The organism is Marinobacter sp. EN3 (assembly GCF_000475315.1).
In the GTDB taxonomy this organism is placed as follows: Bacteria; Pseudomonadota; Gammaproteobacteria; order Pseudomonadales; family Oleiphilaceae; genus Marinobacter; species Marinobacter nauticus.
Genome location: NZ_AXCC01000001.1, coordinates 185,237 through 204,692 on the forward strand (window position 1 = coordinate 185,237; position 19,456 = coordinate 204,692).

A 19,456-nucleotide genomic window follows, 5' to 3' on the forward strand; every position below is an offset into this window, starting at 1 on the left:
CCGTGAATGCGCTGACCACCACCGGCCGGGCACAGGCAGGAAAATTGGCAAGGGATGGGGCTTAGTATCGCTTTTTCGGGCTGTTGGCATCCAGCGAGTCCAGCCGTTCGCGCTTCTCAGCCAGCTTGATTTCCAGTCCCCGCTGGACCGGTTGGTAATAGCGGCGCTGATGGATCGCCTCCGGCAGGTAGGCTTCTCCTGCCGCATAGGCATCCGGCTCATCGTGGGCGTACCGGTACTCTTCTCCGTGCCCCATGCTTTTCAGCAGTTTGGTGGGCGCATTGCGCAGATGTACCGGAACTTCATAGTCCGGATCGCTGCGGATATCCGCGATGCATTGATTGTAAGCTTTGTAAACGGCATTGCTTTTGGGGGCAAGGGCCAGGTACGTAACGGCCTGCGCCAGTGCCAGCTCACCCTCCGGGGAGCCCAGACGTTCCTGAGCATCCCAGGCCTGCAGGGTAATCTGGAGCGCCCTCGGGTCGGCATTACCGATGTCTTCACTGGCAATACGAACCAGGCGCCGGGCGACATACAGCGGGTCGCAACCTCCGTCGAGCATCCGGCACAACCAGTAAAGTGAACCGTCCGGGTTGGAGCCCCGCACCGATTTGTGCAGCGCCGAAATCTGGTCGTAGAAGACATCCCCACCTTTATCGAAACGGCGGAGACTGGTCTGCAGTACCTGTTCGAGAGTTTGAGCGGTAACCAAATTATTCCCGTCATCGTCCGGCTCAGCGAGGTCGGCGGCCACTTCCAGAATGTTCAGCGCTCGCCGGGCATCGCCACCTGACGCTTCCGCCATGGTCGCCAGCACCGACTCATCTACCCAAAGCTGGCCAGCGAAGCCCTGTTCGCTCTCAAGGGCACTGTCCAGCAACCGTCGTATATCCGCTGCCTCCAGGTTTTTCAGGACATAAACACGGGTACGGGACAGCAGGGCGCTGTTCAGTTCGAAGGATGGGTTTTCGGTGGTTGCGCCCACGAAAATAAAGGTGCCATCTTCGATGTGGGGAAGGAATGCATCCTGCTGGCTTTTGTTGAAGCGATGCACTTCATCCACGAACAAAAGCGTATCCCTGCTCTGGGACTGTTTACGGTTACGAGCGCGCTCCACCACCTCGCGAATTTCCTTAACGCCACTGAGGACTGCAGAGATGGTTTCGAAGGAAAGGTCGCCGACATTGGCCAGCAGGCGAGCAAAGGTGGTTTTTCCGACTCCGGGCGGCCCCCAGAGAATCATGGAATGCAGCTGCCCCTGCTCCACAGCCCGGCGCAGGGGTTTTCCAGGGCCGACCAGGTGAGCCTGGCCGACATAGCCTTCGAGAGAGGTCGGCCGCATACGAGCGGCCAGGGGCTGAAAGCCGGTCTCAGTCTGAAACAGGCTGTCCTGCATCAGGCACCATCCCGAATCACGTCAACCCCCTCCGGATAATCGAGGCGGAAGACACTGGAATCGAGTGCCTGATTCAGTTCAATATGGTCGAAGCTGAGAATGCTCATCTGGGACAGTGAATCCCGCATGCGCATTTCCTGCAGCTCTCCGTCATAGAAGCTCAGTCGCAGAGAGGTAAACAAAGAATCCTGGCTACGGGGTACCAGAGTGAACTCACGGGTGCTTTCGCCAAGATCCCGAACGCTCACTTCGTAACTCTCATCCAGGTTCTCCACTTCCCCGCTCAACAGCAGTGCCGGCGTGGTCTGCACCCGCTCATCAAGGGAATGAACGGTTACCTGCTCCAGATCAGGATCGTAGACTTCGACTTTGTCGCCATCGCTGACAATAAACTGGGACAAGGGTGCACCGGCCTCCCAGTAGAACAAACCAGGCCGTTTGGCTTTGAGCGATCCACGGGTTTCCTGAACCTGACTGCCATTCTCGTTGACGACAATCTGTATGAAATCCGCCTGATAGGTCTCGTAGCCTTTCAGAATCGAGGTCAACTGCTCAGCCGCACCCCGGGATGCCTGTACGCTCTCAGCCTGGGACAGGCCAGACCACGTTGCTGCCAGCATCAACAGGATTCCTGAAAACATTCTGATCATCTGATAACTCCTAGTCTCTGGGGGGCGGCGGTGCGAGAACTTCTCTGGCACCGTTGTGGCCCGCCGGGCTGACTACCCCCGAAGCTTCCATGGCATCCACCAGATTGGCGGCACGGTTGTAGCCGATCTTGAATTTACGCTGGACCGACGAAATAGACACTCGCCGGTTTTCAGTGACAAAAGCCACCGCTTCGTCAAACAGGGCATCACCCTCTTCGCCACCACCGGCGCCGCCTTCGCTAAGCGTGGGTACGCCTGGAAGGTGCTCGCCCTCGGCGCCATTCAGTACATCATCCACGTACTCTGGTTCGCCCCGCGCTTTCCAGGCACTGACCACACGGTGTACTTCGTCATCGTCGACAAAGGCACCGTGCACCCGCACCGGCAAACCTGAGCCTGGTGGCAAATACAGCATGTCGCCGTGGCCCAGCAACTGTTCAGCCCCGCCCTGATCAAGAACGGTACGGGAGTCAATCTTGGACGATACCTGGAACGACATCCGGGTGGGAATGTTGGCCTTGATCAGGCCGGTAATCACATCAACGGAGGGCCGTTGGGTTGCCAGAACCAGGTGAATGCCGGCCGCCCTTGCCTTCTGGGCAATCCGGGCAATCAGTTCTTCCACTTTCTTGCCGACAATCATCATCATGTCGGCAAATTCATCGATCACCACCACAATGAACGGCAGTGTATCCAGCTCAGGGCGTTCCTGCTCATCATTGGCCAGGTATTCATCCGGCTTCCAGAGTGGGTCCAGCAGCGGTTCTCCCTCCGCCCGGGCATCTTTCACCTTCTTGTTGTAGCCGGCAATATTGCGAACCCCCAGGCTGGCCATCAGCCGGTAGCGGCGCTCCATCTCGGCCACACACCAACGCAGGGCATTGGCGGCCTCTTTCATGTCGGTGACTACTGGCGCCAACAGATGCGGGATCCCGTCGTAAATGCTCAGTTCAAGCATCTTCGGGTCAACCATGATGAACCGGACCTCGTCCGGAGTGGCCTTCAGCAACATGCTCAATAACATGGCGTTCACCCCCACCGACTTACCGGAACCGGTGGTGCCGGCGACCAGCAGGTGGGGCATCTTGGCCAGATTGGCAACCATGGGGTTGCCCCCGATATCATTCCCCAGAGCCAACGTCAGTGGAGAGGAAGATTCGGTGAACACTTTGGCACCCAGCACTTCGCTCAAGCGTACAATTTCACGCTCCTCATTGGGAATCTCGATGCCGACCACGGATTTGCCCGGAATCACCTCGACCACCCGCACACTGAGCACGGCCAGGGATCGGGCCAGGTCTTTTGCCAGGTTGGAGATCTTGCTGACCTTGACCCCGGGCGCCGGTTTGATCTCAAAGCGGGTAATCACCGGGCCGGGGTTAACCTCGACTACCTCAACCGACACCCCGAAATCGCTGAGCTTCTCTTCGAGCAAACGGGACATGTGCTCCAGAGACTCTTCCGAATAACCTCTTTCTTTGTGCTCCTCGGGAGGATCCAGCAATGAAATCGGCGGAATCGGGCTTTCAATGTCTTCCAGCAGAGAGCCCTGGCGCTCATCACCCTTTTTCGGCGCACCGCCCTGCTCTTCTTTCTTGAACGGCGAAATCTTCAGGGAACGGGCCTTGGCCTTTTCAGCCGGGGGAGGCGATGGCTCTGACTTTACATCCCGAGAGCTGAAACTCTCCAGGTGCTCTGGTTCCGCTATGGATGCAGGCAGCCCTTCGATAGCCGGTTCTTTCCGCTCGCGCTGGGGCTCCCGGGTCCTGGTATCCTCTGCGGGTTTTGCACGACGAGCAAATATCCGCTGCCACCAGCTCTGCTGGCCTGACTTTCGGTCATTTTTATCCTTCTCGAGAGCCCGGACTTTGTCACGCACAACCGGGGGTTCCGGTTCGGGCTTTGGTGCTTCCGCCCTGGCTGCTGGAGTTCCCTGGCCGGTGTTTTTTTCAGACTTCTTTCCTGCCCCGGCGAATAAAGCTTTGGCGGCCAGGGCAAACTTCAGGGTCAGGCCTCCCACCTGGTCCATCAACCGGAACCAGGACAAGCCGATCGTCACCGTCAGGGCAAACAGAAAGATGGCAATCAGCAGGAGCGTGGTCGCCGGAAGATTAAAAAACCGCACCATGGCTTCAGACACGGCAGTGCCCAAAACGCCACCAGAGGAGGCGCCCAGGCCAAATACGGAGTAGAGAGAAAGCAGACTGGTCGCAGACAGCAGAATAAGAACGAAGCCACCAAAGCGAACCATGAACAGTGGCCAGTGCATATCGAGCGGTTGGTGCCGACGACGAATAAGCATGATGGCGTAACCGGCAACCATCACCGGAAACAGCCAGGACACATGGCCGAAGAAGTCCATGAACAGGCTCGCCAGCCAGGCACCGGTGCGGCCTGCGTAATTCTGCACACGGATATCATGGCCAATACTGGCCCAGCCTGGGTCAGCCGGATTGAAGGTAAACAGGGCCATGGCGAGATAGATGCACAGCACAATCAGCGCAATAACTGCGCCTTCTCTGGCTCCCTGGGCCATCAGGCGACGAAATCGCTTCTGCTTGTCGGTCAGTTCTGTGGCTACTGCTTTCTTCGCTTTCGCGGATTCCGCCATGAATGCTCAAACCGTCCGGTTGTTAGTCTTTCAACGCCTGGAAACCTCTGTCCAGATCGGTTTTCAGATCCTTGATGGATTCGATACCGACGGACAGACGAATCAGATTCTCGGTAATGCCTGCCCTCGCCTTGTCCTCGGGAGAGAGGCGTCCATGAGTGGTTGTCGCCGGATGAGTGATGGTGGTTTTCACATCTCCCAGATTGGCGGTGATGGAAATCATCCGGGTCGCGTCAATGAACTTCCACGCCTGTTCCCGACCACCCCTTACCAGGAAGGAGAGCACGCCACCAAAGCCGTCCTGCTGTTTTTTCGCCAGCTCGTGCTGCGGATGGCTCTGCAAGCCTGCATAGTAAACTTTCTCCACACAGTCCTGCTGTTCCAGCCACAAAGCCAACTCTAACGCATTGTCGCAGTGGGCGCGCATACGAATCGGTAAGGTTTCCAGGCCCTTCTGAAACACCCAGGCATTGAACGGACTCATGGTCGGGCCCGCGGAACGGATGAAACCATAAATCTCGTCCAGGTACCTGGCCGGCCCAACCACCACGCCACCGACACAACGGCCCTGGCCGTCGAGATACTTGGTGGCTGAATGGATAACGATGTCGGCGCCCTGCTCCAGTGGCCGCTGCAGCACAGGTGTGCAGAAGCAGTTGTCGACCACCAGCAAGGCATCGTTTTCGCGGGCGATCGCAGACAAGGCAGCAAGATCCGCCACTTCACACAGCGGATTGGACGGGGTTTCCAGAAACAGCATCCGGGTGGCGGGACGAATCTCAGCCTTCCACTCATCGGTGTTCGTCAGGCTGACAAAGCTGGTTTCTACGCCAAATCGGGCCATGTACTTCTGAAACAGTACGTTGGTCGTCCCGAACACACCTCGGGAGCAAATCACATGGTCGCCGGATTTCAGCAAAGACATGCAGGTGCTGAGAATCGCAGCCATACCCGAAGCGGTCGCAACACCACGCTCTCCCCCTTCCATGGCGGCAATTCTGGCTTCAAATGCCTGCACGGTCGGGTTGGTAAAACGGGAGTAGATATTACCGGGCTCTTCACCGCCGAAACGGGCGGCCGCCTGGGCAGCGCTGCCATAGACGAAGCTGGAGGTCGGGAAGATTGCATCGCTGTGTTCGAGCTGCCCGGTACGGATCTGCCCTGCCCGCACGGCCAGGGTATCAACCGACATGCCTTCCAGGTCCGATTCGGGAATCCAAACGTGTTCGTCTCGGCCGAACGTCATGGCAGTCTCCTGGCGCAGTTGCGGGTGTCAGTCTTCATCGTTGTGCAGGTCAATAATGGCGTTGTCGTCATTGGCCACCTGGCTGGTTGAGCGCTTCTCGTCCTTGCGAAGATCCTCCAGCCTGGTCAGGTAAGCTTCATCCACGTCGCCGGTAATATAATCCCCGGTGAACACCGAGCATTCCCAACCATTAATATCTTCGTTGACATCGTTGACACAGGAAATCAGGTCATCCAGGTCCTGATACACCAACCAGTCGGCGCCGATCAGATCCCGAACCTCTTCCACCGTGCGGTCATGGGCAATCAGTTCGCTGGCCGAAGGCATGTCGATGCCGTAAACGTTGGGATAGCGCACGGGGGGCGCAGCCGACGCGAAATAGACATTACGTGCTCCGGCATCCCGGGCCATCTGAACAATTTCCTTACAGGTAGTGCCCCGTACGATGGAATCGTCCACCAGCATGACGTTCTTGCCACGGAATTCCAGGTCAATCGGGTTGAGCTTCTGGCGTACCGATTTCTTACGCATTTTCTGGCCGGGCATGATAAAGGTACGGCCAATGTACCGATTCTTGATAAAGCCTTCGCGATACTTCACGCCCAACTGATGGGCCATTTGCATGGCGGACGTACGACTGGTGTCCGGAATGGGAATGACCACGTCGATATCGTGGTCGGGCCGCTCGCGCAGGACCTTGTCTGCCAGCACCTCGCCCATCCGGAGCCGGGCCTTGTAACAGGAAACGCCGTCCATGATCGAGTCCGGACGGGCAAAATAGACATGCTCGAAAATACACGGATAGAGCTTGGGTGATTCGGCGCACTGTTCTGAATACAAGGTGCCATCGGTTTCAATATAGACAGCCTCGCCCGGAGCAATGTCACGAACGATGCTGAAACCGGCAGCATTGAGGGCGACGCTTTCCGACGCGATCATGTATTCCTTCTGGCCCTCTTCATTTTCCCGGACACCGTAGCAGGCGGGCCGGATACCGTTCGGGTCCCGGAAACCGACGATGCCATAACCGGTGATCATGGCGATAACAGCATAGGCACCTTTGCAACGTTTGTGCACTGCGCGTACAGCGGAAAAAATCTCGTCCTTGGTGGGGTTCAGCTTGCCCAGTTTCTGCAGTTCGTGGGCGAACACGTTCAGCAGAACTTCAGAATCCGAGTTGGTGTTGATGTGGCGCAGATCGGTTCGGAACAGATCGCTGCTCAGCTCATCGGCATTGGTCAGGTTGCCGTTGTGCGCCAGAGTAATGCCGTAGGGGCTGTTCACATAGAAAGGCTGGGCCTCCGCTGAACTGGAGCTACCCGCCGTAGGATAACGCACATGCCCGATGCCCACGTTACCCACCAACCGGCGCATATGGCGAGTATGGAAAACATCCCGCACCAGTCCATTGTCTTTACGCAAAAAGAATCGGTTGTCCTGGAAGGTAACAATACCCGCCGCATCCTGGCCACGGTGCTGAAGAACAGTCAGTGCATCATAAAGAAGCTGATTGACGTTGGAAGTACTGACGATACCGACAATGCCGCACATGGCTGGATATATCTCCGAGTGTTAAAACTGAATGTTAACGGGATGCAGACGCGGGTTCCACGCCTTCAGGTTCTGCGGACGCCTCCGGGGCTGTCTGAGCGCCCTGCTCCGGACCGAGGAAGCGGGCAAACTCGTCGCCGAGCGTGCGCCTGGACCAATCCTCAACTACCGCAAGGCGTTCAATCATGACCGAAGTTCTCCACCAGGTATCCTCGGCCAGCGGCGTGTAGCGCGTGAAGGCAATGGCGACAATCACAACCACAACCCCTCTGAGAAGGCCAAACCCCATGCCGAGTACCCTGTCCGTTGCTGACAGGCCGGTCGCACGCACCAGGTGGCCGATCATATTGTTGATGATCGCGCCAACGATCAGGGTGCCAAAGAAAAGGATGGCAAACGCTGCAATCAACCGCACCAGCGGTGTTTCCACCGTGGACTCCAGAAGCGATTGCATCTGGGGGTGAAACGTCCGGGCAATGATAAATGCACCAACCCAGGTAACCAGCGACAGCGCTTCACGGACGAAGCCCCGCTTCAGACTGATAAGCGTGGAGACGGTAATGAGGGCAATGATGACCCAGTCTATCCAGATCAGCGCTTCCATGGAAAACCCGGTGGAGAAAACGAAAGGCGGATTCTAACAGGAAACCGGGTGACACCAAACTGCCGAAGCCAGATTAAATCCGGCAACGGCCAGTTATTTGTCGCCGGTGGTGACCAGGCTGTTCAAGCCGAAGGCTTTATCAAGGGCCGCCTTGGCTTTCTGGGCATCGTCTTTGTTGACGAACGGGCCGCTGAATACCCGGGTCAGGGTGCTATCGCCGCGATCAACCTGTTGCAGGTGGGCGCCGTACCCCATGTCGAGAACCTTGTCCCGCAAACGCCGGGCGTTGTCCTGGTTGCCAAAACTGCCAAGCTGCACCACCCACGCACCTTCAAGTGAACCGTTGAACTCGGCCTTATCGCCGCGTTCTGTACCGGCTGTGGAGGCAGCATCTTGCTGTTCGGCTGGCGCCGCAGGCTCCGGCTTAGCGGAGGATTCTGCCGATACTGGTTCCACCTGCTGGGAATTTGGCTCCGGGGCGGGCTCCTCCTCGGCAACAGCGTTTTCCTCGATGATCCGGAAACCGGCCGCCGGCTCGTCGTTAACGGACGGCGCGGAACTCCTGGGTGCCTCTGCGCCGACGGTCTCGCTATCCGGATACTGAGATTCAGGCATCTCAACTTCGGGGAACGGAGGTTCCTCGGGAATAGTGATGGGGGTTGACTGTCTCTGGGAATGGGGCTCGTCAAAAATCATCGGCACAAAAATAACCGCGAGTGAAACCAGCACCAGTGCGCCAATGATCCGCTGCTTCAGTCCATCCACCTGAGAGGGCCCCCGTTAACAACCTGTTTGATCACGATACTAACCGGCCACTCGCCAGAACTCAAAGCTTCCCGGGTACCTATGGACAAACTTTAAGACGCTTCCGAAGCCGGCAGAAGCTCTTCCCTGGCCAGAGCAACCGTGAAGAACGAACCGAACACCACGACCCGATCACCGGACATTGCCTCGCCCATGGCGGCTGCGAGAGCCTCGGACACAGAACCAAAAACGCCGGGCGTTCCATGAAGTGGCACGGTTGCGATACGCTTCATCAGGCTGTCGAAATCAAGCCCTCTGGCAACATTCAGGCCCGCCAGGTACCACTGATCAACGACGGACGACATGGCACCGACCACACCCTCCACATCTTTGTCTCCCAACGCGCCATAAACAGCCAGGATACGCCCGGGGCCTCCACACCGCAGTCTACGAAGGTTGTCAGCGAGCCAGGCGGCTGCATGGGGGTTGTGACCAACGTCTATGATGACATCCGGATCGTGATGAATGGTTTCAAACCGGCCTGGAACCCGCACATTTTGTATCGCATGCTGAAGGCTCTCCAGTGAAAGCTCGGGAACGAGTTGCCGGGAGAGCACCGCCGCAGCCGCCACGCTCTGGACAGGCAAGGGGCCGGCTGGCAACTCTATCTTCTCGTCGCCAATAGTGAGCAAAACCTGTCCGGGAGCACCGGGCGCAAGCGTATAATCACGGCCGGTGAGCTTCAGCGCCACCTTCTGCGCCGCGGCCTGTTGAAGGACCGAGGATGGAGGATTTGGATCCGCACAAACGGCGGGAATACCCGGCCTGAGGATCCCCGCTTTTTCAAAACCAATGACTTCCCGGTTATCCCCCAGAAAACCAATATGATCGATATCTACTGACGTGATCACCGCGTAGTCCGGATCCAGCACGTTGACTGCATCCAGGCGACCTCCCAACCCTACTTCCAGCACCCAATTCTCAACGCCGGCGTCTGCAAATGCGACAAAAGCGGCCAGCGTTCCGAATTCAAAATAGGTCAGAGTCACCCCTCGGCGAGCGGCCTCCACCCGCTCGAAGGCAGTCACCAGGGCCGCATCGGAAATTTCCTGGCCACCAATCCGAACCCGCTCGTTATAGCGAAACAGATGGGGGGACATATAAGCCCCAGTGCTCCTGCCGGCTGCCAGCAAAATCGACTCAAGTGCCGTAACCGTGGTGCCTTTGCCATTGGTCCCTGCCACGGTAATGATGCGAGCCTGAGGCTTGCGCGGGAACAGCCGCCGCAGAACCACCAGGACACGGTCCAGACCGAGATCTATTTCTGTGGGATGAATGGCTTCGAGCCAATGCAGCCATTCTTGAACAGACGCCCCGCGGGCCGGAGGCCCAACGGGGGCTGAGGAGGATTCACTGCCCTTCTGGTTCATCAACGTCCGGCTTTTCAGTAACTTCAAACTCGATGGGGGCTTCGGTGCCGGGCTTTTCCTGGGCAGTAAACTTTGCCAACAGATGGGCGATGCGCTCACGCATCTGATGACGATGCAGAATCATATCAATCGCACCATGTTCCAGCAGAAATTCGCTGCGCTGGAAACCTTCCGGCAGTTTCTCGCGCACGGTTTGCTCGATAACCCGCGGGCCCGCGAAACCAATCAGAGCGTAAGGTTCAGCAATATTGAGGTCACCCAGCATAGCGAGGCTGGCCGATACACCACCAAAGACCGGATCGGTCATCACTGAAATGTATGGTATGCCTTCCTGTTTGAGCTTCTCCAACACCGCCGCGGTCTTGGCCATCTGCATTAAAGACAGTATGGCTTCCTGCATGCGGGCACCGCCACTGGCGGAAAAGCAGACCAGGGGAATCCGGTGCTCAAGAGCCACATTCGCTGCCTGGACAAACTTCTCGCCAACCACCTGACCCATCGAACCACCCAGGAAGTTGAACTCGAACGCGCAGGCAACCAAAGGGACACCCATGGTTGTGCCACGCATGGCAATCAGCGCATCTTTTTCGCCGGTCGCTTTCTGCGCCGCCGCGAGTCGATCCTTGTAGCGCTTGCTGTCTTTGAACTTCAGCCGATCTGACGGTTCGAGGTGAGCTGCCAGCTCCTCACGCCCGTCTTTGTCCAGAAAGATATCCAGTCGACGACGTGCAGACACCCGCAGATGGTGATTACACTTGGGGCAAACGTCCAGGTTCTTCTCGAGCTCCGGCTTGTACAGGAATGCGCCGCATTTGGGGCATTTCTTCCATAACCCTTCCGGCACTCCGGTACGTTGCCGTGATTCCGAGCGAATCTTGCTCGGCATGATTTTGTCCAGCCAGTTACTCATGCTCTCGTCCTGTCCTTTGATGCCTGGATAATGCCCGCTCAGTGAGCGAGGCTGTCCAGCGCTTCGCGCATCGGGTGCAGCAGATCCGTCAGTGCGTTACGCAAAGCGTCAGGATCTGTCTGATGTCGGGCTATTGTATCGACCAGAACACTGCCAACAATTACACCATCGGATACTCTGCCTACTGCAGCGGCAGTTTCCGCATCCCTGATACCAAAGCCCACACCCACCGGTAACGCCGTGAGCTCGTGCACGTGGGCCACTTTCTTCGCGACTTCATCAACATCAATGGTTGCGGACCCGGTCACGCCCTTGATAGAAACATAGTACACATAGCCGGATGAGTGCTCGCTGATCGCCTTGATCCGGTCATCCGTGGTTGTCGGCGCCAAAAGGAAAACCGGATCGAGATGGCGGTCGGCAAACAGCGGTGCTACCTGATCAGCCTCTTCGGGAGGCAGGTCAACCGTCAGAACGCCATCGACACCTGCGTCCGCTGCCGCATCTGCAAACGCTTCATAGCCCATGGCCTCCATCGGGTTCAGATAACCCATCAGCACCACCGGGGTATCCGGATCGGTCTTGCGGAACTCCTTGACCATCGCCATTACCTGACGCAGCGACGTACCGTGCTTGAGCGCCCTTTCACAGGCCAGCTGAATCACCGGACCATCAGCCATCGGGTCCGAGAACGGCACGCCCAGCTCGATAATATCAGCACCGGCAGAGACCAGGGTATGCATCAGGCTGACCGTCTGATCCGGATGTGGATCGCCCGCTGTAATATAGGGAATCAGCGCCTTGCGGCCCTGCTCTTTCAATGCTTTCAATACGCCTTCAATTCGGCTCATGCCTGCTCCTGATACCTTCAGATCTCAATGCCATCAAGCTGGGCAATGGTGTGAATATCCTTGTCGCCGCGACCGGAGATGTTGATCACCAGCATTTGGTCCTTGTCCATGGTTGCGGCCAGCTTCACGCCATAAGCCACGGCGTGCGCGGTTTCCAGCGCCGGCATAATCCCTTCCACGCGTGTCAGTTTACGGAAGCCATCCAGGGCCTCGTCATCAGTCACTGACACATAATTGGCTCGACCAATGTCTTTCAACCAGGCGTGTTCGGGCCCCACTCCGGGATAGTCCAGACCAGCACTAACGGAATGTGTTCCGGCGATCTGGCCATTCTCATCTTCCATCAGGTAGGTCCGGTTACCATGCAGCACGCCGGGGCGGCCGGCACAAAGCGGAGCCGCATGTTGTCCGGTTTCAATACCCAGACCACCGGCTTCAACACCATAAAGCTCCACGGACTCATCCGCCAGGAATGGATAGAACATACCAATGGCGTTAGAACCACCACCGACGCAGGCCACCAGTGCGTCCGGCAGTTTACCCACTTTTTCCATCGCCTGTTTACGGATTTCTCGCCCAATCACCGACTGGAAATCACGCACCAGTAAAGGATAGGGATGCGGCCCTGCCACAGTGCCGATGATGTAGAAAGTATCATCCACATTCGCGACCCAGTCGCGCATGGCATCATTCATGGCATCCTTAAGGGTTTTCGTACCGCTCTGAACGGCATGGACGGTCGCGCCCAGCAGTTTCATGCGGTACACGTTCAGGGACTGACGCTTGACGTCTTCTGCCCCCATGAATACGTGACATTCAAGGCCCAGACGGGCACAAACCGTGGCGGTGGCTACACCATGTTGACCGGCGCCAGTTTCGGCAATGATGCGCTTCTTGCCCAGAAAACTGGCCAGCAGGGCCTGGCCAATGGTGTTATTCACCTTATGGGCACCGGTGTGGTTGAGGTCTTCGCGCTTGAGCCAGATTTGTGCGCCACCGGCTTCCCGAGTCAGGCGCTCTGCGAAATACAGCGGGCTGGGACGGCCAACATAATCGGCGAGGTCATTATCAAAAGTCGCCTGGAATTCCGGATCCTCCTTCAACCGAAGGTACTCCTTTTCCAGGGTCATCAGAGAATCCATCAGGGTTTCTGAAACAAACCGTCCACCAAAGGCACCGAAGTGACCTCTCGCATCAGGAAGCGCCTTCAACATTTCTTCAGTCAGTTTTACAGACACGGTGAACCTCTTTGAAAAATTGAGACAATTTGGTGGCGTCTTTCTTACCCTTGCTCTCTTCCACCCCACCGCTGACGTCAACAGCCCAGGGGCGTACCTGCTCAATCGCGCGGGCTACGTTATCAGATGACAACCCACCGGCCAATATCAGGGGCAATGACCTGCTTTCAGGAATCAGTGACCAGTTGAACGACTGGCCGGTACCGCCATAGCGGTTTGGATCCCAGGCGTCCACCAACAAACCGGAAGCCTGATGATAATCGGCAAACGCCTGTTCGATCTGCCCGGGCTCACGCACCCTGACAGCCTTGATCCAGCGCCGGCCAAAAGACTGGCAGAACTCCGGACTCTCATCGCCATGGAACTGCAGGAGATCCAGTGGCACAGCATCCAGAACTGCTTCGACATAATCCCGCTCAGGATTCACGAACAGTCCGGTAACCGCCACGAACGCAGGAACCTTGGCGGCCAGGATTCGGGCCTGCTCCAGATCGACCGCTCTCGGGCTCGGCGCATAGAACACCAGGCCTATGGCATCGGCGCCACAGGCTACCGCTGCTTCCACATCCTGCGGGCGCGTCAGGCCACATATTTTTACGCGGGCTGTCATGCCGGAGCCTTTCCCTGTTTCGGGTGTATGTGAGTTGGTGTGATCGGCGCGTTGCTGGCCGGGTCAAACCAGGGAGTAACGAACGCCGGTCCACACAATGCCTTGGGAATCCCGAAGGACTCAGGATAACCGACATCCACTAGGTAGAGCCCATAAGGAGGGGCGGTCACACCGGCAAGTTTGCGATCACGGCGCTCCAGAATATCACCAATCCAGTCTTCAGGCTGCTGACCATTACCAACCGCCATCAAGGCACCGGCAATATTGCGTACCATATGATGAAGAAAGGCATTGGCCTGCACATCTATTACGACAAAATCTCCGCATCGGGTTACCGAAATCTGCTCCAGAAACCGAACCGGAGTCCGGGACTGGCAACCGGCAGAGCGAAATGAGGAGAAGTCATGCTCGCCGACCAGTGCCTGGGCTGCACAATGCATTCTTTCGGCATCCAACGGACGAAAGGTCCAGGACACCTGTCCACGCTGGATCCCCGGGCGCACCGGATGATTGTAGATCACATACCGGTAACGTCGGTAAATCGCTGAAAACCTGGCGTGAAAATCGCCCCGGCCGTTCCCTGCCCAGTGCACAGAAATGTCATCAGGTAATGCCGTGTTCATTCCCATGACCCAGGAACGAAGGTTTCGAACCGATGGCGTGTCAAAATGGGCTACCTGAAAACTGGCATGCACGCCGGCGTCGGTGCGGCCTGCACACACCAGGTCGACCGGATGGTCGGCAACGCGGGCCGCGGCCCGGGAAAGTTCTGCCTCCACCGAACGCACGCCACTCTTCTGCAATTGCCAGCCATGAAAGGCCTGACCGTCGTACTCAAAGATGATGGCAACCCGTCCATTACCAATGGCGTTATCTGTGGTGAGAGGCTGAGGCGTGAGGAACAAGTGCTGACCCGATTGATGTCCACTGAAAAAGCAAAACGCCGGCTCAATGGCCGGCGCTTGCCGCGGTTAGTTGATTATAACGAATCAGGAGAGATTTTTAAGAAGCTCTTGCGCTTCTGCCTTCTGTTCTTCGTTACCCTCAAGAGCAACTTCCTCCAGAATATCCCTGGCACCGTCGCTGTCACCCATTTCGATGTAGGCCCGTGCCAGATCAAGTTTGGTGGCGGCTTCATCGGTACCGGCGAGGAAATCAAAGTCACCCTCGTCGTCCAGAGCGCTCTCATCAATATCCAACCCGCTATCACTGCGAGTGGAGCCTTCATCGAGTGAGTCTGACGCCACAGGCACTACTTCGTCCTCCAGCTCTTCAGGAGCCGGTTCGGCCTCAGCAACCTCTTCTGTCTGCTCCGCCAGCTCTTCCAGATTCTGCTGGTCAACGCCCGGCTCATCAGCCTCGGATTCGCTGAGCGCATCTTCCAGCCCAAGCTCATCTTCCAGGGATGGTTCGTCTTCCTGAGGAACTGCAGGCTCTCCGTTATCAGAGAACTCTTCCATCAGCGCCAGATCTTCATCAGACACATCCAGCTCCAGGTCATCCAGATCAGATTCGCCGAGCTCCAGTTCAGAGGGGTCTTCATCCTCGCCGGCAACCTTATCCAGCTCCGCATCAAGCTCGTCCAGGAAGGACTCGTCAAGCGAATCAGACTCCAGGTCCAGATCCGATACCTCGGTGTCCTCCGGCTTAACTGGCTCTTTTTCCATCGGCTCAAGGTCGTCATCAAGATCGAAGCCCAGCTCAAGATCGTCTTCCTGATCCGAAACGGTACCAGACTGATCCGCCTCAACCGGCTCCGCTTCATCGGTTTCCAAGGAGGGCTCATCTGAACCGGCGAGTGCGTCGTCTTCAAAGGCCGACTCGAAATCCAGACTGAAGTCCTCTTCTTTGGACTCGGAAGTCCCGGCTGCCTCATCCAGACCGGAATCCAGATCCAGAGAAGCGTAATCGGTTTCGGTGGCGGACTCGCCTTCAGACTCTGTTTCTTCACCAATGCCGGACAGATCGTACTCAATCAGATCATCACGGGTATCGGTTTCCTTACTGACATCGGATTCCAGCTCACCGAACTCGTTTTCCTCAGCGGGCTCGGAAGTGGCTTCAAATTCGTCCGCTTTCAGTTCGTCGGAGATATCCCAGTCATCAGAAGCTTGCTCTGCCGCCTGCTCCGGCTGACTGCCGAACGAATCAGAACGCAGTTGAGACTCGAGATCATCGATGCTGGGCATCGCTTCAGCCTCGGCCAGGCGCTCGCGCAGGGATTCGGCTTCTTGAATCGCCGCTTCATCGTCCAGCGCTTCAACTTCACGGTACTGCTTTTCAAACGCGTCACGGTCCTGATTGTCCGCATACACAGACAACAGCTTCAGGCGCAGATCAGTGCGGCTGGGCTCACGTGAAATGGCGTTCTCGAGCACCTGGGCTGCCTGATCGTGACGACCGTAGGCAACATAGGTTTCTGCTTCGGCAATGGCATCACCGGCTTCCGCCTCTGCCTCACCCTCATCTTCGAGACTGAGGTTGAACGAATCACCGCCTTCGCCTTCATCACTGTTCAACTGGTCGTAGAATTCTTTTTCGCGATTGGCATTGCGTCGTGCCACGAGCAGCAACAACAGAAGCAGAAGGATAAGGCCACCACCGAGGGCAATCTGATACATCGGATTGTTCAGAATACCGTCAATAATGTTACCCGGAAATGCCTTTTCAGGCGCCGTTACTGGCTGCTGCGGTTTTGGCTGCTGGGCCTGGGGGACGGCCGCTGGGTCAGGTTCAGATGATGATTCCTGCTCGGTAACGGCAGGCTGCTCTGCCACCACCTCATCCGCAGCGCCCGCGTCGACATCACCACCAAACGGCTCTTCACCTGCAATATCTGCTTCGTCCGGGGCCATGGCGCTATCTTCTTCCGCCATCGCTGTGTCGGCCGATTCACCATCAGCGGCTTCATCAACCTGGCCGTCTGCTACCGGTTCTTCTCCGGTGCCGGCACCCAGATCACCTTCTACAGGTGCTGTCGCCGGGTCAGCGTCAGACTCGGTCACGCCAGTGTCGGTCGGGGCCGGAGACTCTTCCTCCGACACCATACCCTGCATGTCCGCCAGCTGGCTGTTCTTCAGCTCCAGCAACCGCTGCAGGGTCTCAACCTGGTCCTGCAGATCCTGGACACGGGTATTGAGCTCGTCATTTTCGCGTTTTGCGGCTTCCAGCTCTTCCATCGCAACTGCGGAACCGGCATCAACACCGCCAGGCAGATCACCATCACCACCGGCAGAACCACCGTCTTCGGTAGACCGGGATTCCGATTCATCGGCAACCAGCAGGCGCAACTCATCACCCGCTGCCGCCTGAGTAGCGCCCTGGCCTGCTACGGCCTGGGCGGTATCCGTTGCATCAACGGTTCTCCGAGACTGGAATTCCTGGTTCTGCTGTGCAACTACCCGGTTGGCTTCAGCACGGCTACGGCTCCGAATCTGATCCAGAGAGGGAATCCGCAACACCTCACCACGCTTCAGGCGGTTAATATTCCCACCAATGAACGCGTTAGGATTCTGATCCTGAATCGCGAGCATAACCTGCTGCATGGAAACCGAACCATCCGGACGTGCCTGCTGGGCAATAGTCCAGAGTGTGTCGGAGGCACCTGTCGGACCAAACGTATCTGCCTGATAGCCCCGCGACACTGAGCCTTCGGCTGCCGCCTGACGGCGGACAGATTCCTGGCTGCGCGCCGGCTGCTGTCGGGTGGCTGTCGTGGCCGGAGCACTGATTTGCTCCTCAATACCAGATTCCTCGGCGTAGACCGGAGGATCGACCAGCACGGCATATTCCCGCATCAGGCGACCATTGGGCCAGGTCAGCTCGAGGAGGAAATTCAGATACGGCTCGCGTACCGGCGCCCGGGAGGAAACATTGATGGCCAGGTTGCCATCCGTCCCGGTAACCACTTCAAACCTTAATTGACTCAGAAACTGGTGGCGGTCCAGGCCGACGCGCTCATAGGCGGCCTCCGGTGCCACATTGACGAACACTTCACCGGGATCAACACCGCGACTCTGATTCAGTGATATTTCTGCATCCAGTGGCTCATTCAGCCAGGACTGGAGCTCAATTTCTCCAAGTCCAAGCGCCTGAGCCATTCCAGAGCCGAGCCCTCCCGCCAGCGCCAGGGCAACCGCAAGCTTGCGTACCTTCATGCTTATTCCTTTCCAGTCTCCGTTATTCTTTACTGCCGTATCTCAACAGAATCGGACGAGGTTGGATGACTTTCGCCTTGTTATTTCTCGTTTTTATATCGCAATTATACCGTTCGGTTTGGCAAGTATTGTTGATAAAACCCGTTTTATCAATCAATCAGCTGCAATCCTTGCACCGTTTTTTTATCTATCGGGCGGAACTCCTTAGCGCCCTTGAAAATAACAGGGGCGGACGCTGAAATCAGCCTCCGCCCCTGACCGGCTTGCAAAAAACCGGACACAGTTGGCATTAATTACCGCTGTGTAACACTTTTTAACGTTCCTGAAGGATTCGCAGCATCCGACGCAGCGGTTCTGCAGCACCCCACAGCAACTGGTCACCCACTGTGAAAGCGGAAATGTATTCCGGCCCCATAGACAACTTGCGAATACGACCAATAGGAATGCTCAGTGTGCCGGTCACTTTCGCCGGAGTGAGCTCCTGCATGGTGGCATCGCGATCATTGGGAATGACCTTTACCCAGTCGTTGGCCTTGGCCAGAATGCCTTCGATTTCGGAAACCGACAGATCTTTCTTCAGCTTGATGGTCAGCGCCTGACTGTGGGAGCGCATGGCGCCAATCCGCACGCAGATACCATCAATAGGAATCGGGTTATCGCTACGACCCAGAATCTTGTTGGTCTCGACGCCCGCTTTCCACTCTTCCTTGCTCATGCCGTTATCGAGCTGCTTGTCGATAAACGGAATCAGACTGCCCGCCAGCGGCACACCGAAATGCTCGGTAGGAAAATCGCCGGAAAGCATGGTATCGGTCACCTTGCGATCGATGTCGAGGATGGCAGAAGACGGATCATCCAGCTCAGATTTGACGCTCTTATTCAACGCGCCCATCTGGTTCAACAGTTCCCGCATATTCTGGGCACCAGAGCCGGACGCCGCCTGGTACGTCATCGGGGACACCCACTCGATCAGATCCTGCTCCAGCAGGCCACCCAGGGCCAGCATCATCAGGCTCACGGTGCAGTTACCGCCGATATAGTCCTTTACGCCCTTATCCAGGGCCGCATCAATCACGTTACGGTTAACCGGATCCAGCACGATCACAGAGTGATCGACCATACGCAGGGTGGATGCCGCATCAATCCAGTAACCGTCCCAGCCTGCATCACGCAGCTTCTGGTAAACCTCGGTGGTGTAATCGCCGCCCTGACAGGTAACGATCACATCCATCCCCTTGAGGATGTCGATATCGAACGCGTCCTGCAGTGGTGGAACGCCGTCTTTGCCTACGTCCGGGGCCGGCTTCCCTGCCTGGGAAGTGGTAAAAAACACCGGATCGATGTCGGCAAAATCATTTTCTTCACGCATGCGTTGCATGAGGACCGAGCCCACCATGCCACGCCAACCTACAAGTCCAACTCGCTTCATGTGCGACCTTTGAACCTCGTTTTATGCCC

The 19,456-nt window shown here is 57.0% G+C and carries 15 protein-coding genes; all 15 read right to left on the reverse strand.

Going from position 1 to position 19,456, the window contains the following annotated elements; genetic code table 11:
* Window positions 1-61: 61 nt before the first annotated feature.
* Window positions 62-1,396, reverse strand: coding sequence for a replication-associated recombination protein A (locus Q675_RS20410; RefSeq protein WP_023010319.1), 1,335 nt, complete (start codon window positions 1,394-1,396; stop codon window positions 62-64).
* Window positions 1,396-2,016, reverse strand: a complete 621-nt coding sequence (lolA, locus tag Q675_RS20415; protein ID WP_023010320.1) for an outer membrane lipoprotein chaperone LolA — start codon at window positions 2,014-2,016, stop codon at window positions 1,396-1,398. The genes Q675_RS20410 and lolA overlap by 1 nt, the downstream gene beginning before the upstream one ends.
* Before the next feature lie 40 nt (window positions 2,017-2,056).
* Window positions 2,057-4,657 carry a DNA translocase FtsK gene (locus Q675_RS20420; RefSeq protein ID WP_023010321.1) on the reverse strand — a complete coding sequence of 867 codons (2,601 nt, stop codon included), beginning with the start codon at window positions 4,655-4,657 and terminating at the stop codon, window positions 2,057-2,059.
* Window positions 4,658-4,679: 22 nt separating this feature from the next.
* Window positions 4,680-5,903, reverse strand: coding sequence for an O-succinylhomoserine sulfhydrylase (locus Q675_RS20425; protein ID WP_011785037.1), 1,224 nt, complete (start codon window positions 5,901-5,903; stop codon window positions 4,680-4,682).
* 27 nt (window positions 5,904-5,930) lie between these two features.
* A complete protein-coding gene (gene purF, locus Q675_RS20430) occupies window positions 5,931-7,454 on the reverse strand; it encodes an amidophosphoribosyltransferase (protein ID WP_011785038.1) in 1,524 nt (507 codons plus the stop codon).
* A 34-nt stretch (window positions 7,455-7,488) separates the two neighbouring features.
* Window positions 7,489-8,058 (reverse strand): CvpA family protein, encoded by a 570-nt coding sequence (locus tag Q675_RS20435; protein WP_011785039.1) that lies wholly within the window; start codon window positions 8,056-8,058, stop codon window positions 7,489-7,491.
* Between the two features lie 93 nt (window positions 8,059-8,151).
* Window positions 8,152-8,823 (reverse strand): SPOR domain-containing protein, encoded by a 672-nt coding sequence (locus tag Q675_RS20440; protein ID WP_011785040.1) that lies wholly within the window; start codon window positions 8,821-8,823, stop codon window positions 8,152-8,154.
* 92 nt (window positions 8,824-8,915) lie between these two features.
* Window positions 8,916-10,232 (reverse strand): bifunctional tetrahydrofolate synthase/dihydrofolate synthase, encoded by a 1,317-nt coding sequence (gene folC / locus Q675_RS20445; RefSeq protein ID WP_023010322.1) that lies wholly within the window; start codon window positions 10,230-10,232, stop codon window positions 8,916-8,918.
* A complete protein-coding gene (gene accD / locus Q675_RS20450; RefSeq protein WP_023010323.1) occupies window positions 10,213-11,142 on the reverse strand; it encodes an acetyl-CoA carboxylase, carboxyltransferase subunit beta in 930 nt (309 codons plus the stop codon). The genes folC and accD overlap by 20 nt, the downstream gene beginning before the upstream one ends.
* A gap of 38 nt (window positions 11,143-11,180) precedes the next feature.
* Window positions 11,181-11,993 (reverse strand): tryptophan synthase subunit alpha, encoded by an 813-nt coding sequence (gene trpA / locus Q675_RS20455; protein WP_014421380.1) that lies wholly within the window; start codon window positions 11,991-11,993, stop codon window positions 11,181-11,183.
* Window positions 11,994-12,010: 17 nt separating this feature from the next.
* Window positions 12,011-13,219 (reverse strand): tryptophan synthase subunit beta, encoded by a 1,209-nt coding sequence (gene trpB / locus Q675_RS20460; protein ID WP_197536003.1) that lies wholly within the window; start codon window positions 13,217-13,219, stop codon window positions 12,011-12,013.
* Window positions 13,212-13,841, reverse strand: coding sequence for a phosphoribosylanthranilate isomerase (locus Q675_RS20465; RefSeq protein WP_023010324.1), 630 nt, complete (start codon window positions 13,839-13,841; stop codon window positions 13,212-13,214). The genes trpB and Q675_RS20465 overlap by 8 nt, the downstream gene beginning before the upstream one ends.
* Window positions 13,838-14,746, reverse strand: coding sequence for a tRNA pseudouridine(38-40) synthase TruA (gene truA / locus Q675_RS20470; RefSeq protein ID WP_023010325.1), 909 nt, complete (start codon window positions 14,744-14,746; stop codon window positions 13,838-13,840). Before truA ends, Q675_RS20465 begins: the two co-directional genes overlap by 4 nt.
* A gap of 84 nt (window positions 14,747-14,830) precedes the next feature.
* A complete protein-coding gene (locus tag Q675_RS20475; RefSeq protein WP_023010326.1) occupies window positions 14,831-17,998 on the reverse strand; it encodes a FimV/HubP family polar landmark protein in 3,168 nt (1,055 codons plus the stop codon).
* A 313-nt stretch (window positions 17,999-18,311) separates the two neighbouring features.
* A complete protein-coding gene (gene asd / locus Q675_RS20480) occupies window positions 18,312-19,427 on the reverse strand; it encodes an aspartate-semialdehyde dehydrogenase (RefSeq protein WP_031210934.1) in 1,116 nt (371 codons plus the stop codon).
* Between the last annotated feature and the right edge of the window lie 29 nt (window positions 19,428-19,456).

What these genes read in the sequence shown, in the direction of transcription:
- Q675_RS20410 (WP_023010319.1), bottom strand. Translation starts at nt 1,396, where the DNA reads ATGCAGGACAGCCTGTTTCAGACTGAGACCGGCTTTCAGCCCCTGGCC.
- lolA (WP_023010320.1), bottom strand. Translation starts at nt 2,016, where the DNA reads ATGCTGGCAGCAACGTGGTCTGGCCTGTCCCAGGCTGAGAGCGTACAG.
- Q675_RS20420 (WP_023010321.1), bottom strand. Translation starts at nt 4,657, where the DNA reads ATGGCGGAATCCGCGAAAGCGAAGAAAGCAGTAGCCACAGAACTGACC.
- Q675_RS20425 (WP_011785037.1), bottom strand. Translation starts at nt 5,903, where the DNA reads ATGACGTTCGGCCGAGACGAACACGTTTGGATTCCCGAATCGGACCTG.
- purF (WP_011785038.1), bottom strand. Translation starts at nt 7,454, where the DNA reads ATGTGCGGCATTGTCGGTATCGTCAGTACTTCCAACGTCAATCAGCTT.
- Q675_RS20435 (WP_011785039.1), bottom strand. Translation starts at nt 8,058, where the DNA reads ATGGAAGCGCTGATCTGGATAGACTGGGTCATCATTGCCCTCATTACC.
- folC (WP_023010322.1), bottom strand. Translation starts at nt 10,232, where the DNA reads ATGAACCAGAAGGGCAGTGAATCCTCCTCAGCCCCCGTTGGGCCTCCG.
- accD (WP_023010323.1), bottom strand. Translation starts at nt 11,142, where the DNA reads ATGAGTAACTGGCTGGACAAAATCATGCCGAGCAAGATTCGCTCGGAA.
- trpA (WP_014421380.1), bottom strand. Translation starts at nt 11,993, where the DNA reads ATGAGCCGAATTGAAGGCGTATTGAAAGCATTGAAAGAGCAGGGCCGC.
- Q675_RS20465 (WP_023010324.1), bottom strand. Translation starts at nt 13,841, where the DNA reads ATGACAGCCCGCGTAAAAATATGTGGCCTGACGCGCCCGCAGGATGTG.
- Q675_RS20475 (WP_023010326.1), bottom strand. Translation starts at nt 17,998, where the DNA reads ATGAAGGTACGCAAGCTTGCGGTTGCCCTGGCGCTGGCGGGAGGGCTC.
- asd (WP_031210934.1), bottom strand. Translation starts at nt 19,427, where the DNA reads ATGAAGCGAGTTGGACTTGTAGGTTGGCGTGGCATGGTGGGCTCGGTC.